The sequence below is a fragment of the Candidatus Accumulibacter necessarius genome (genome assembly GCF_036625085.1).
The window spans coordinates 486,220-498,827 of sequence record NZ_JAZKUM010000004.1 but is presented as its reverse complement, the minus strand read 5'-3'; the positions used below and the strand labels follow the sequence as shown (position 1 = coordinate 498,827).

At 62.5% G+C, this 12,608-nt stretch carries 12 protein-coding genes; all 12 read left to right on the top strand.

All coding sequences use genetic code 11. From position 1 onward, the window contains the following. Positions 1-67: 67 nt before the first annotated feature. The 12 genes from V5B44_RS13535 to der all read left to right on the top strand — a co-directional run bounded on the left by V5B44_RS13535 (position 68) and on the right by der (position 12,459). Positions 68-1,081 carry a TRAP transporter substrate-binding protein gene (locus V5B44_RS13535; RefSeq protein WP_332359536.1) on the top strand — a complete coding sequence of 338 codons (1,014 nt, stop codon included), beginning with the start codon at positions 68-70 and terminating at the stop codon, positions 1,079-1,081. Positions 1,082-1,163: 82 nt separating this feature from the next. Then, positions 1,164-1,880: a TRAP transporter small permease gene (locus V5B44_RS13530; RefSeq protein ID WP_332359534.1), complete on the top strand. Its 717-nt coding sequence runs from the start codon at positions 1,164-1,166 to the stop codon at positions 1,878-1,880. Next, positions 1,877-3,160 carry a TRAP transporter large permease gene (locus V5B44_RS13525; protein WP_332359533.1) on the top strand — a complete coding sequence of 428 codons (1,284 nt, stop codon included), beginning with the start codon at positions 1,877-1,879 and terminating at the stop codon, positions 3,158-3,160. Before V5B44_RS13530 ends, V5B44_RS13525 begins: the two co-directional genes overlap by 4 nt. A 181-nt stretch (positions 3,161-3,341) precedes the next feature. Beyond that, positions 3,342-3,770, top strand: a complete 429-nt coding sequence (gene ndk / locus V5B44_RS13520; RefSeq protein WP_332359532.1) for a nucleoside-diphosphate kinase — start codon at positions 3,342-3,344, stop codon at positions 3,768-3,770. A 19-nt stretch (positions 3,771-3,789) separates the two neighbouring features. Beyond that, positions 3,790-4,908 (top strand): 23S rRNA (adenine(2503)-C(2))-methyltransferase RlmN, encoded by a 1,119-nt coding sequence (gene rlmN, locus V5B44_RS13515; protein ID WP_332359531.1) that lies wholly within the window; start codon positions 3,790-3,792, stop codon positions 4,906-4,908. Then, complete coding sequence (gene pilW / locus V5B44_RS13510; protein WP_332359530.1) at positions 4,905-5,708, top strand: type IV pilus biogenesis/stability protein PilW; 804 nt, start codon at positions 4,905-4,907, stop codon at positions 5,706-5,708. The genes rlmN and pilW overlap by 4 nt, the downstream gene beginning before the upstream one ends. 7 nt (positions 5,709-5,715) lie before the next feature. Continuing rightward, positions 5,716-6,633 carry a helix-turn-helix domain-containing protein gene (locus tag V5B44_RS13505; RefSeq protein ID WP_332359529.1) on the top strand — a complete coding sequence of 306 codons (918 nt, stop codon included), beginning with the start codon at positions 5,716-5,718 and terminating at the stop codon, positions 6,631-6,633. A 16-nt stretch (positions 6,634-6,649) separates the two neighbouring features. Continuing rightward, positions 6,650-7,903 carry a flavodoxin-dependent (E)-4-hydroxy-3-methylbut-2-enyl-diphosphate synthase gene (gene ispG, locus V5B44_RS13500; protein ID WP_332359528.1) on the top strand — a complete coding sequence of 418 codons (1,254 nt, stop codon included), beginning with the start codon at positions 6,650-6,652 and terminating at the stop codon, positions 7,901-7,903. Further along, positions 7,903-9,198: a histidine--tRNA ligase gene (hisS, locus tag V5B44_RS13495; protein ID WP_332359617.1), complete on the top strand. Its 1,296-nt coding sequence runs from the start codon at positions 7,903-7,905 to the stop codon at positions 9,196-9,198. The genes ispG and hisS overlap by 1 nt, the downstream gene beginning before the upstream one ends. Further along, positions 9,198-9,878: a YfgM family protein gene (locus V5B44_RS13490; protein ID WP_332359527.1), complete on the top strand. Its 681-nt coding sequence runs from the start codon at positions 9,198-9,200 to the stop codon at positions 9,876-9,878. Before hisS ends, V5B44_RS13490 begins: the two co-directional genes overlap by 1 nt. Continuing rightward, positions 9,878-11,020, top strand: coding sequence for an outer membrane protein assembly factor BamB (gene bamB, locus V5B44_RS13485; RefSeq protein WP_332359526.1), 1,143 nt, complete (start codon positions 9,878-9,880; stop codon positions 11,018-11,020). The genes V5B44_RS13490 and bamB overlap by 1 nt, the downstream gene beginning before the upstream one ends. Next, the gene (gene der / locus V5B44_RS13480) at positions 11,017-12,459 is read left to right on the top strand and encodes a ribosome biogenesis GTPase Der (protein WP_332359525.1); all 1,443 of its coding nucleotides are present in this window, start codon (positions 11,017-11,019) and stop codon (positions 12,457-12,459) included. Before bamB ends, der begins: the two co-directional genes overlap by 4 nt. The last annotated feature ends 149 nt before the right edge of the window (positions 12,460-12,608 follow it).

Genomic DNA, 12,608 nt, shown 5'->3' with positions numbered 1-12,608 from the left:
GATATTGGCGTCCGCAAGTCGGGCACCGCTCAATTTCACAACTGGTAGTTTATGGAGGAGACAACACATGAAGATTTCCACCCTGCTTTTCGGTCTGGTTGCCGGGGCGCTGTCGGCCATGCCTCTCGGGGCCATGGCGCAGCAGCCGATCGTCATCAAGTTCAGCCATGTCGTGGCTCTCGACACGCCGAAGGGCATGGCCGCCGAGTTCTTTGCCAAGCGCGCCGCCGAATTGACCAAGGGCAAGGTCAAAGTCGAGGTATACGCCAACTCGACGCTGTACAAGGACAAGGAAGAGATGGAAGCGCTGCAACTCGGTGCCGTGCAGATGCTCGCTCCGTCACTCGCCAAGTTCGGTCCGCTGGGCGTCAAGGAGTTCGAACTCTTTGACTTGCCCTACATCTTCGACAACTACGAGGAGTTGCACAGGGTGACGCAGGGTCCGCTTGGGCAGACCCTGCTCAAGAAGCTTGAGCCGAAGGGGATCACCGGCCTGGCGTTCTGGGACAATGGTTTCAAGTCGTTTTCGGCCAACACGCCGATCAAGATGCCCGCCGACCTGAAGGGCAAGAAGATGCGAATTCAGTCGTCGAAGGTGCTCGAAGAGGAGATCCGCGCGCTCAGCGCCCTGCCGCAGGTGATGGCTTTCTCCGAGGTCTATCAGGCGCTGCAGACCGGCGTCGTCGATGGCACCGAGAACCCGATTTCCAATCTCTACACGCAGAAGATGTATGAGGTGCAGAAGCACCTGGCGCTGACCGAGCATGGTTACCTGGGCTATGCGGTGATCGTGAACAAGAAGTTCTGGGATGGCCTGCCGGCGGACGTGCGCGGTCAACTCGAAACGGCGATGAAAGAGGCTACCGTGTACGCCAACAAGATTGCCAAGGAGCAGAACGACAAGGATCTCGAAGGTGTCAAGAAGAGCGGCAAGACGCAGGTCCATGCGCTGACGGCTGAAGAGCGTACGGCGTTCAAGAAAGCGCTGGCGCCGGTGCATGCGAAGATGGAATCGCGCATCGGCAAGGATCTGCTGCAGTCGGTGTACAAGGAAACCGGTTTCGATCCGACCAAACTCTGAGCACCAGGGAGGAGACAAGAATGGCCCGTTGGGACGCCTGACCCAGCGGGCTTTTTTTCAGGCAGTCGGGGGAGTATTGAAAATGAAGATACTTGATCATCTCGAGGAATGGTTGATCACCTTCCTCATGGCAGCGGCAACGACGATCATCTTTGCTTCCGTTGCCCATCGCTACCTGGCCGGAGTGTCGATTCCGGGCCTGCAGGACTGGCTTTTGGGGCTTAACTTCTCGTGGGCGCAGGAATTGTGCATCATCATGTTCGTCTGGATGGCGAAGTTCGGTGCTGCCTACGGGGTACGGACCGGTATCCACGTCGGCGTCGACGTGCTGATCAACCGTATGACTGGCCGCACGCGCGCCAAGTTCGTTGTTTTTGGTCTGCTCGCTGGTGCTTTGTTCACCGGCATTGTCGGGTCGCTGGGCGCTCACTTCGTGTGGGAAAACGGCTTTCACTACGCTCTCTATACCGGACTGGGCTGGGACGTGGGTGATGTACCTGAAGGGCCGACCACGCCCGATCTCGAGTGGCCGACATGGGTCGTCTACAGCGCCATTCCGCTAGGTTCGAGCCTGATGTGCTTCCGCTTCCTGCAGGTGACTGTCAGCTTCCTGAGGACTGGGGAGTTGCCGCATCACGATCACGGTCATGTTGACGGAATCGACGAGGCGACGATCGCGGAAGAGCTCAATGTCTTGAATATGGAGGACAACCTGCATCCGCATGACCTGACCTACAAGAAGCGCCACCCCGAAGAGCAGTCAGGCGACCATTCGGGCAAGGGAGGTAAGCAACAATGAATGCCACTATCATTTTCGTGATATTGCTGGTCCTGATGCTGACCGGCATGCCAATCTCGATCTCGCTTGGCTTGACGGTGCTTAGCTTCCTGTTCATGTTTACCCAGGTGCCGCTGGAATCGGTTGCCCTGAAACTATTTACCGGCATCGAGAAGTTCGAGATCATGGCCATCCCCTTCTTCATTCTTGCGGGGAATTTCCTGACGCATGGCGGGGTGGCTCGACGAATGATCAAGTTTGCCACCAGCATGGTCGGGCACTGGTACGGTGGCCTTGGCCTCGCCGGAGTGGTCGCCTGCGCCTTGTTTGCCGCCGTTTCCGGTTCGTCACCGGCGACCGTGGTGGCGATCGGGTCGATCCTCATGCCGGCGATGCTCAAGGCCGGCTTTCCGAACAAGTTCGGGGCCGGCGTGATCACCACTTCCGGCGCGCTCGGCATCCTGATCCCACCGTCGATCGTCATGGTCATGTACTCGGTGGCGACCAACACTTCGGTCGGTGCACTGTTCATGGCCGGGGTGATTCCGGGTATTGGCCTGGCAATGGTCCTGGGCGGCGTCACCTGGTTCCGGGCCAAGAAGTTCAATTATCCCCGCATGAAGAAGGCGACTTTCGGCGAGCGATGGACCGCTTTCCGCGAATCGGTCTGGGGTCTCCTGCTGATCGTGGTGGTCATGGGCGGTATCTACAGCGGCATGTTCACGCCAACGGAGGCCGCCGCGATGAGCGCGGTCTATGCCTTCTTTGTCGCAGTCTTCGTGTACAAGGACCTGTCGATGAAAGACGTGGCGCGGGTACTGCTGAACTCGGCCAACATGTCGGCAATGCTGCTGTATATCATCACCAACGCCGTGCTCTTCTCGTTCATCATGACGAACGAGAACATCCCGCAGGCGTTGGCCGACTGGATGCTGGGTCACGGGCTGGGGATGATTGCCTTCCTGCTGGCGGTGAACATCATCCTGCTGCTGGCCGGCAACTTCATGGAGCCGTCGTCGATCGTGCTGATCTTTGCCCCGATCCTGTTTCCGGTGGCGATGAAGCTGGGAATTGACCCGGTGCACTTCGGTATCCTGATGGTGGTGAACATGGAGGTCGGCATGTGCCATCCGCCGGTCGGACTCAACCTCTACGTCGCCTCGGGGATTACCAAGATGGGGATCACCGAATTGACGGTGGCTGTCTGGCCGTGGTTGCTGTCGATGCTGGTCTTTCTGGTGGTCGTCACCTACGTGCCGATCATGTCAACCTGGTTGCCGAGGACACTGGGTATGATGTAGCCAGCGGCACGCAGTTGCAGTTCGCGCAGAGCGCGCGTGCGGGGCGACCCGTACGCGCGCTCTGCATTTTGCGTCGAGGCCGGCATTCCTCGCCGTGTCTTGGTATAATTCTGCGATTGTGTATCTAGCGATATGATTTGTTGTTGTTTTTCTTGATCTACCGCCTTTTGGAGAATCACTCATGGCCATCGAACGCACCCTTTCCATCATCAAGCCCGACGCGGTTGCCAAAAACGTCATCGGCAAGATCTACTCCCGCTTTGAGACCAATGGCCTCAAGGTGATCGCGGCCAAGCTGGCCTGGTTGTCACCGCAGGAAGCCGGCGCCTTTTACGCCGTGCACAAGGAGCGCCCGTTTTTCAAGGATCTGGTCTCCTTCATGATTTCCGGGCCGGTGATGATCCAGGTTCTCGAAGGCGAGAGCGCGATCGCCAGGAACCGCGAACTGATGGGTGCCACCGATCCCAGGAAGGCCGAGCCGGGAACGATCCGTGCCGACTTTGCCGAGTCGATCGACGCCAACGCCGTCCATGGTTCGGACGGCGAGGATACCGCGAAGGTCGAAATTGCCTTCTTCTTTCCGGCAATGAACGTCTATTCCGGGCGTTAGGTCGGGCCAGCACACACAGATGACGGTCAACCTGCTTGATCTCGATGCCGCCGGGCTGACAGCCTTCTTCGCCGGGCACGGCGAAAAGCCGTTTCGTGCCCGGCAGGTACTGCGCTGGCTGCATCGCTTCGGGCAGGCCGACTTCGCGGCCATGACCGACATCGCCAGGAGCCTGCGGGACAGACTCGGAAGCCTGGCGGCGGTGCTGCCGCCGACGGTGATTTCGGATCGGATCGCCGACGACGGCACGCGCAAGTTCCTGTTCGATGTCGGCGGCGGCAATGCAGTGGAGTCGGTCTTCATCCCCGAAGAGGGGCGCGGCACGCTGTGCATTTCGACGCAGGCTGGCTGTGCGCTGGACTGTTCCTTCTGCTCGACGGGCAAGCAGGGTTTCAACCGCAATCTGAGCGTCGCCGAGATCATCGGGCAGTTATGGCAGGCCAGGCACGCACTGGGTGCCTGGCACGAGCGGGAATCGAACGGTGAGCGCCTGATCAGCAATGTGGTCCTGATGGGCATGGGTGAGCCGCTCGCCAACCTCGACAATACGGTGACTGCACTGCGCCTGATGCTCGACGATAACGCCTATGGTCTGTCGCGCCGCCGGGTCACCGTGTCGACCTCGGGTCTGGTACCGGCGATGGATCGTCTGCGCGACGAGTGCGCGGTGGCGCTGGCGGTTTCCCTGCACGCGCCCAATGATGGCTTGCGCGATCAACTGGTGCCGATCAACCGGAAATACCCCCTGCGCGAGCTGCTGGCCGCCTGCCGGCGCTACCTCGAGAAGGCGCCGAGGGACTTCGTCACCTTCGAGTACGTGATGCTTGACGGGGTCAATGACGCCGATGTGCAGGCGCGCGAGTTGCTGGCTCTGACGCGCGAGGTGCCATGCAAGTTCAACCTCATCCCTTTCAACCCCTTTCCCGGTTCGCCGTACCGCCGCTCACCGACTTACCGCATTCGCCGTTTTGCCGAAGTCCTGCTCGAGGCGGGGGTGGTGACCACAACCCGCAAGACGCGCGGCGACGACATCGATGCCGCCTGTGGTCAACTGGCTGGACAGGTGCTCGACAGAACGCAGCGGACTGGCCGGCGAACGCTCTTCCTTCAGCTCGACCGTCAGGAGGCCTGCACATGAGGAACGCAGTACTCGCCCTGCTGGTGTGTCTCTGCCTCGGTGCCTGCTCGTCGGTGCCGCTTTCCTTGCCCAGCAAGCAACAGGACCCAGAGGAAGCAGCCGACTCGCGCAGGCCGTCGAAGCCCCGCGACGCGCGTACGCGTGCCAAATTGCACACCGAACTGGGGGCGCTGTATCTGCAGGCCAACCAGCTGGCGACGGCGCTCGAAGAGCTGACCATCGCCATCGACATTGATCCCAGCTATGCCAAAGCCTACAGCACGCGTGGCCTGGCGGGTTTCCAGGCGCGCGAAATCCCATTTGCCGACCAGGACTTTCAGCGGGCCTTGCGTCTCGACGCCAACGACCCCGAGATCAACAACAACTACGGCTGGTTTCTCTGCCAGATCGGTAGAGAGAAGGAAGCCATCGCCTTCTTTCAGAAAGCGATCAGGAATCCCTTGTACGAGACCCCCGACATGGCCTATCTGAATGCCGGCACCTGTTACGCCAAGCTTGGCGACTTCGCTGCCGCCGACGATTATGTTCAGCACAGTCTGCGCATTGCGCCGGGCAACCCGCAGGCATTGCTTCAGCTGGCAAACATCAATTACCAGCGCGGGCATCTGGAACTGGCAAAGCAGCAGCTCGCAGAACTGTTGCGCAAGACCGAGCCGAGTGCCGAGGCGCTCTGGCTGGGCGTACGAATCGAGCGCCGGCTCGGTAACCGGCCAGCCGAGGCGCGTTACGGCAATCAGCTGCGGAACAGATTCCCGCTCTCGCGGGAGGCTCAGGAACTGCTGCGAGGCAACGTCGAATGAGTGAAGAATGAGTGAGCAATCCGTATTCCCCTTTCCGGGAGAGCAACAAGGGCTGCCAGCAGGGGGGCAAACCCAGGCCGAAGCAGCGGCCAGTGCCGCGGTGACCCCCGTTACAGGTGGCGTCGGTCAACAGCTGCGTGCCGCGCGGGAGGGTCGCAACATGAGTCTGGCGGACGCTGCGCAGGCGCTCAAGCTGGGTCCTCGGCAGGTCGAAGCACTGGAGGCAGAAGACTGGAAGTCCTTGCCCGGAAACACGATGATCCGGGGCTTCGTCCGCAACTATGCGCGCCTGCTCAATATCGACCCAGAGTCCCTGATGCGCGGGCTGGATGCGGCACAGCTGCAGCAGAGGGCGCAACTCGAAGCGTCGGCCGGAACCACTGCCAGCCTGCCGCATTCAGGGCGGCGGCGGGCCGAGCGCCGGGACTACCTTGCCGTTCTTTCCGGATTGGTATTGCTGGGCCTGGCTGTGCTGGCCTACTTTTTCGTCCCCGCCGACCTCTGGCAGTCACAACTGGCGGCGCTGATCGATCGCAAGGCGGCGCCGGCACCCCTTGAGAACACTGCGCCAGCGCCTCCGCCAGAGCCAGCGTCAACCGCGCTGGCTGCGCCAAAGGCAGGACCCGGCGAGTCGGTGACCGTGCTCTCGGCACCGCATGCAACCGTGTTGTCGGATGCGCGGGTGGCCGGCGGCGGACTGAAGCTTTCCTTTGCTCAGCCTGCCTGGGTCGAGATCCGTGATGCCCGGGGTCAGGTTCTCCTGTCCGGGCTGAGCCCGGCGGGCAGCCAGCGCGAGGTCGACGGGCAGCCGCCATTTTCACTGGTGGTGGGCAACTCGACGCAGGTCACCGTGCAGTACCGCGGCAGGGTCATCGAACTGGCGCCGCACAGCAGTGGTGAAGTCGCGCGGCTGACCGTGGAATGAGACCATCGCGAGGGGTATGCAAGCCGTGAGCAAACCGGGGCCGGGCACACTCCGTCGGCGAACGCGTCCGGTCATGGTTGGCCAGGTGGCGGTCGGTGGTGATGCGCCGGTGGTCGTCCAGTCGATGACCAATACCGATACCGTCGACGTGGTCAGGACGGCGATTCAATGTGCAGAGCTGGCGCGCGCTGGATCGGAGCTGGTACGGATCACCGTCAATACGCCCGAGGCCGCGGCTGCCGTGGCGCCGATTCGCGAGCACCTTGGCCGGATGGGGGTCGACGTGCCGCTGATTGGCGACTTTCATTACAACGGTCATCGCCTGCTCGCCGAGCACCCCGACTGCGCGCAGGGGCTGGCCAAGTACCGCATCAATCCGGGCAATGTCGGCCACGGCCGCAAGCGCGACGAACAGTTTGCACAGATGATCGAGATTGCCTGCCGGTACGAGAAGCCGGTGCGCATCGGCGTGAACTGGGGAAGCCTCGACCAGGATCTGCTGGCGCGGATCATGGACGAGAATGCCCGTTGCCCGGAGCCGCGCGATGCCATTGCGGTGATGCGCGAAGCGATGGTAGTCTCGGCGCTCGAATCAGCCGCTCGTGCCGAGGGACTCGGCATGCCGGGGAACCGGATCATTCTGTCGTGCAAGGTGTCCGGCGTGCAGGATCTGATCGCCGTCTATCGTGAGTTGTCGCGCCGCTGTGACTATCCCTTGCACCTTGGCCTGACCGAAGCCGGCATGGGCTCCAAAGGCATCGTGGCGTCGACGGCGGCGATGGCGGTCCTCTTGCAGGAAGGTATCGGCGATACCATACGCGTTTCGCTGACCCCGGAACCCGGCGGCCAACGCACCCAGGAGGTCATTGTCGCGCAGGAGATGCTGCAGACCATGGGTTTGCGCGCCTTCACGCCAATGGTCGTCGCCTGTCCGGGTTGCGGCCGGACGACCAGCACCTTTTTTCAGGAACTGGCCCGATCGATCCAGGACCACGTGCGCCAGCGGATGCCGCAGTGGCGCATTGACCATGATGGCGTCGAGAACATGACCCTGGCCGTGATGGGCTGCGTCGTCAATGGGCCGGGTGAGAGCAAGCATGCCAATATCGGCATCAGCCTGCCGGGCACCGGCGAGGCGCCGGCGGCGCCGGTGTTCGAGGATGGCGCCAAGACCGTCACCTTGCGCGGCGAACATATAGCGCAGGAGTTTATCGCCATCGTCGATTCCTACGTCGCGCGCACCTACCAAAGAAAGTCTCCGGGCGGATGATGACTCCGAAAATCCAGTCGGTTCGCGGAATGAACGACATCCTGCCGGACGAGGCCGAATTCTGGGAGCGGTTCGAGGAAATCATCCGCTCGTGGCTCAAGAGCTACGCTTATCGCCCGATTCGCCTGCCGATTGTCGAGCCGACGCCGCTGTTCAAGCGCGCCATCGGCGAAGTGACCGACATCGTCGAGAAGGAGATGTACTCCTTCATCGACAGTCTCAACGGCGAGCCGCTGACACTGCGTCCGGAGGGCACCGCCGGCTGCGTGCGCGCGGTGATTCAGCACAATCTGATCGCGCAGCAGCCACAACGGCTGTACTACACGGGCCAGATGTTCCGGCACGAGCGGCCACAGAAAGGGCGTTATCGGCAGTTTTACCAGGTGGGCGTCGAAGCACTCGGTTTCCCCGGCCCGGACATCGATGCCGAACAGATCCTGATGGGTGCCCGCCTGTGGGATGACCTCGGCCTCGACGGCATAGCCCTGCAGCTCAACACGCTTGGCCAGCCGGGCGAGCGTGCGCGCCATCGTGCCGAGCTGATCAGCTATTTCGAGCAGCACAGCGAACTGCTTGACGACGACGGCCGGCGGCGCCTGCACAGCAACCCGCTGCGCATCCTCGACAGCAAAAACTCGGCCTTGCAGGAAGTGATCCTCGGCGCGCCGCAACTGATCGATCAACTGGGCGCCGAATCGCTGGCGCATTTCGAGGGGGTGCAGCAGGTGCTGCGCGACGCCGGCCAGCCTTTCGCGATCAATCCCCGCTTGGTGCGCGGTCTCGACTACTACAACCTGACGGTTTTCGAGTGGGTCAGCGATCGCCTCGGGGCGCAGGGGACGGTCTGTGCAGGGGGTCGTTACGACGGCCTGGTGCAGCAACTGGGGGGCAAGCCGGCACCGGCCTGTGGTTTTGCGATGGGCGTCGAACGGCTGATTGCGCTCATGCGCGAGGCTGGCGGCGAGGTCGGAGCGGAGCCGGTCGATGTCTATGTCGTGCACCAGGGGCAAGCCGCTTCGCGCCTGGCGGCGCGGGTTGCCGAAGGCCTGCGCGACCAGGGCATCGACGTCCTTTTTCATTGTGGCGGCGGCAGCTTCAAGTCGCAGATGAAGAAGGCGGATGCCTCGGGTGCGAGTTTTGCCGTGATCATCGGGGACGACGAGGCGAATGCCGGCGAGGTCACCCTCAAGCCGCTGCGGCTTGCCGGCGAGCAACCGAACGAACAGAAGCGGGTCAGTGTCGACAGCGTTGCCGACGAAATCATGAGCTCCATTTTGGATTGGGAAGAATCGTAATGGCTACTTACGACCTCGAAGAACAGGAACAGATCGCCGAAATCAAGGCGTGGTGGAAACAGTACGGAAACCTGCTGGCCGGTATCGTGACGGCTGTCTCGATCGCTGTGGTCGCCTGGCAGGGCTGGAACTGGTATCAGCGCAATCAGACGGCGCAAGCCTCGATGGTCTATGGGGTGCTGCAGAACGCCGTTCTCGAGAACGACGCGCAGCGCATCAAGACGGCGAGTGGCGAACTGATCGAGAAGTTCGGCTCGACCGCCTACGCTCCCCTGGCCGCGCTCACCGCTGCCCGGGTGATGTCTGATGCCGGTGATGTCAAGACGGCCAAGCTGCAGCTGGCCTGGGTGGTGGAACATGGCAAGGATCAACTGCGCGACCTGGCGCGCCTGCGTCTGGCCACCCTGCTACTGGACGAAAAGGCCTACGATGAAGCGCTGAAGCAACTCGATGGGACGCCCAGCGCCGGCTTCGCTGGTCGTTTCTCGGATGGCCGCGGCGACATTCTTGCTGCCCAGGGCAAGACCGCCGAGGCGCGGGCAGCGTATCAGGCTGCACTGGCCAGTCTCGACAAGGCAGGCCCGTCGGCGGGCGGGAACGCGCCGCCGAACAGACAGGTGAATGCCGCTTATCGGGAGTCGCTGCAACTGAAACTTGATGCACTCGGGGAGTCCGGTTGATGACGCGCCACCTGCTTGCCGGGGCGATGCTGGCGGTGGTGCTGGCTGGCTGCTCGACACTCGACGCACTGAATCCATTTTCCAGCAGTGGGCCGAAGATGGCTGAGCTGCAGCCGATCGAGACCCGGGCCGACGTGCGTGTGCTCTGGGAGGAAGGGGTCGGCAAGGGCGGCGACTATACCTTTGTTCCAGCCGTTGTGGCGTCGTCGGTGTACGTCGCAGCCAGGGATGGTACGGTCGCCCGTCTCGACGATGGCAAGCAGGTCTGGAGAATCCAGGTGGAACAGCCGCTCTCGGGTGGCGTCGGGGCCGATCCGCGGATGCTCGTCGTGGGCACGGCGAAGGGCGATGTTCTGGCTTTGTCCACGGCCGACGGCAGCCTGTTGTGGAAAGCCAAGGCGAGCAGCGAGATCGTTGCCCCGCCGGTGGTGAGTGCTGGCCTGGTGATTGTCCGTAGTGTCGATCACCGGCTGGCCGCCTATGACTCGGCCAACGGCAAGCGCAAGTGGCTCTATCAGCGTCCGAGCACACCCCTGTCCCTGCGCGTGACGGCCAGCCCGGTGGTGATCGAGAAGTATGTCTTTGCCGGCTTCCCGGGTGGCAAGCTGATTGCGGTGAGTGCAGAAAACGGCGCGCCGCTCTGGGAGGGGACGGTCGCCCTGCCGAAGGGCGCCACCGAACTCGATCGCGTCGCCGACGTCACCAGTGCCCCGGTCATCGATGGCCGCATGATCTGTGCGGCCGCCTTCCAGGGGCGCGTCGCCTGTTTCGACCTCGGCAACGGCAACCTGATGTGGTCGCGCGACATCTCGAGCGCTGCCGGCCTGGCGATCGATAGCCGCTACGTTTACGTCGCCGACGACAAAGGCGCCGTGCATGCCCTCGACAAGGCCAGTGGCGCCGGGCTCTGGAAGCAGGACAAGCTGTTCCTGCGCCGGCTCACGGCGCCGCAGTCGCTGCGCAATCTGGTCGTCGTCGCTGATGCCAAGGGAATCGTGCACTTTCTGAGTCGTGACGATGGCGGTTTCGTCGCCCGCCTGGCGACCGATGGCAGCGCGATTCAGGCACCTTTACAGCGCCTCGGCAGCAGTCTGGTGCTACAGACGAGCAGCGGACGCGTGCTCGCGATCGAGGCCCAGTGAAGCCCAGCATCGTTCTCGTCGGGCGTCCGAATGTCGGTAAATCGACGCTCTTCAACCGGCTGACCAGGACGCGCGATGCTCTGGTGGCCGATATTCCGGGGCTGACGCGTGACCGTCATTACGGCCACGGAAGACTCGGCAGCAAACCCTATCTGGTGATCGATACCGGTGGTTTCGAACCGCTCGCCAAAGACGGCATCATGCACCAGATGGCGCGCCAGACCGAACAGGCGATTGACGAGGCCGATGTGGTGGTTTTCGTGGTCGACGGCCGTAGCGGGGTGACGGCCCTGGACAAGGAAATTGCCAACCGGCTGCGCAAGTCCGGGCGCAACGTCCTGCTCGCCGTCAACAAGTCCGAAGGCATGAACCACGGTATCGTCGTCGCCGATTTTCATGAACTCGGCCTTGGCCAGCCGCTGCCGATCTCGGCGGCGCACGGCGAGGGGGTGCGTGCCCTGATCGAACTGGCGCTGGAGCCGTACCCAGAGTTGGCGGAAGGCGAGACGACAAGCGACGTCGTCAAGGTGGCCATCGTCGGCCGCCCGAACGTCGGCAAGAGCACGATGATCAACGCGCTGCTCGGCGAAGATCGGGTGATCGCTTTTGACCAGCCAGGAACGACCCGTGATGCCATCGAAGTCGATTTCGAGCGCGCCGGCCGCCAGTACACGCTGATCGACACCGCCGGCTTGCGCCGTCGCGGCAAGGTTTTCGAGACCCTGGAGAAATTCTCGGTGATCAAGACCCTGCAAGCAATCGAGGACGCACAGGTGGTGATTCTGGTCCTCGATGCGCGCCAGGACATCTCCGATCAGGATGCGCACATCGGCGGTTTCATTCGGGAATCGGGTCGCGCGCTGGTGGTTGCGGTGAACAAGTGGGATGGCCTCGATGCCTACGTCCGTGAGCAGATCAAGGGGGCTCTCGAGGGGCAGATGTCGTTCATCGATTTTGCCCGCTTTCACTACGTCTCGGCGCTCAAGGGGCAGGGGCTGGAACAGCTTTTCCGTTCGGTGGACGCGGCTTACAAGGCGGCCATCGCCGATCTGCCAACGCCCAAGCTGACCCGTGCCCTGATCGACGCGGTGGCGAGGCAGGCGCCGCCGCGCAGCGGGCTGTTCCGGCCGAAGCTGCGCTACGCCCATCAGGGTGGCAGGAATCCGCCGCTGATCGTCATTCATGGCAATGCGCTCGACAAGATCCCGGATTCGTATCGCCGCTACCTCGAGCATACCTTCCGGGAGGTGTTCAAGCTGCAGGGGACGCCGCTGCAAATCCAGTTCAACGTCAGCAGCAATCCCTTTGCCGACAAGAAAGCGCCCGAGCAGAATCGGCGCAAGCCCAAGCCGGTAGAGAAGGCGAAACCTGCGGCCGGGCGCGGCGCCAGACCGGGGTCTGGCGGGCAAAGCAGGGCCAGGTCCAAGGTGCCGGGTTGAGGCTGAAAAGCGGGTCCGGGCTGTCCCTGGGAGGCGTTTTTTTGCCGATAGGAGCCCCGAACCTGAGCTGCAATGTTGCACTGGCTCCCTTTTCCACGGATGATGAAGCCTTCGCCAGCTTCGGCTGCCAGCAGGGGCTGGCGCGACTG

What these genes read in the sequence shown, in the direction of transcription:
- pilW (WP_332359530.1), top strand. Translation starts at nt 4,905, where the DNA reads ATGAGGAACGCAGTACTCGCCCTGCTGGTGTGTCTCTGCCTCGGTGCC.
- V5B44_RS13525 (WP_332359533.1), top strand. Translation starts at nt 1,877, where the DNA reads ATGAATGCCACTATCATTTTCGTGATATTGCTGGTCCTGATGCTGACC.
- rlmN (WP_332359531.1), top strand. Translation starts at nt 3,790, where the DNA reads ATGACGGTCAACCTGCTTGATCTCGATGCCGCCGGGCTGACAGCCTTC.
- bamB (WP_332359526.1), top strand. Translation starts at nt 9,878, where the DNA reads ATGACGCGCCACCTGCTTGCCGGGGCGATGCTGGCGGTGGTGCTGGCT.
- V5B44_RS13505 (WP_332359529.1), top strand. Translation starts at nt 5,716, where the DNA reads ATGAGTGAGCAATCCGTATTCCCCTTTCCGGGAGAGCAACAAGGGCTG.
- ispG (WP_332359528.1), top strand. Translation starts at nt 6,650, where the DNA reads ATGCAAGCCGTGAGCAAACCGGGGCCGGGCACACTCCGTCGGCGAACG.
- V5B44_RS13535 (WP_332359536.1), top strand. Translation starts at nt 68, where the DNA reads ATGAAGATTTCCACCCTGCTTTTCGGTCTGGTTGCCGGGGCGCTGTCG.
- hisS (WP_332359617.1), top strand. Translation starts at nt 7,903, where the DNA reads ATGACTCCGAAAATCCAGTCGGTTCGCGGAATGAACGACATCCTGCCG.
- V5B44_RS13530 (WP_332359534.1), top strand. Translation starts at nt 1,164, where the DNA reads ATGAAGATACTTGATCATCTCGAGGAATGGTTGATCACCTTCCTCATG.
- V5B44_RS13490 (WP_332359527.1), top strand. Translation starts at nt 9,198, where the DNA reads ATGGCTACTTACGACCTCGAAGAACAGGAACAGATCGCCGAAATCAAG.
- ndk (WP_332359532.1), top strand. Translation starts at nt 3,342, where the DNA reads ATGGCCATCGAACGCACCCTTTCCATCATCAAGCCCGACGCGGTTGCC.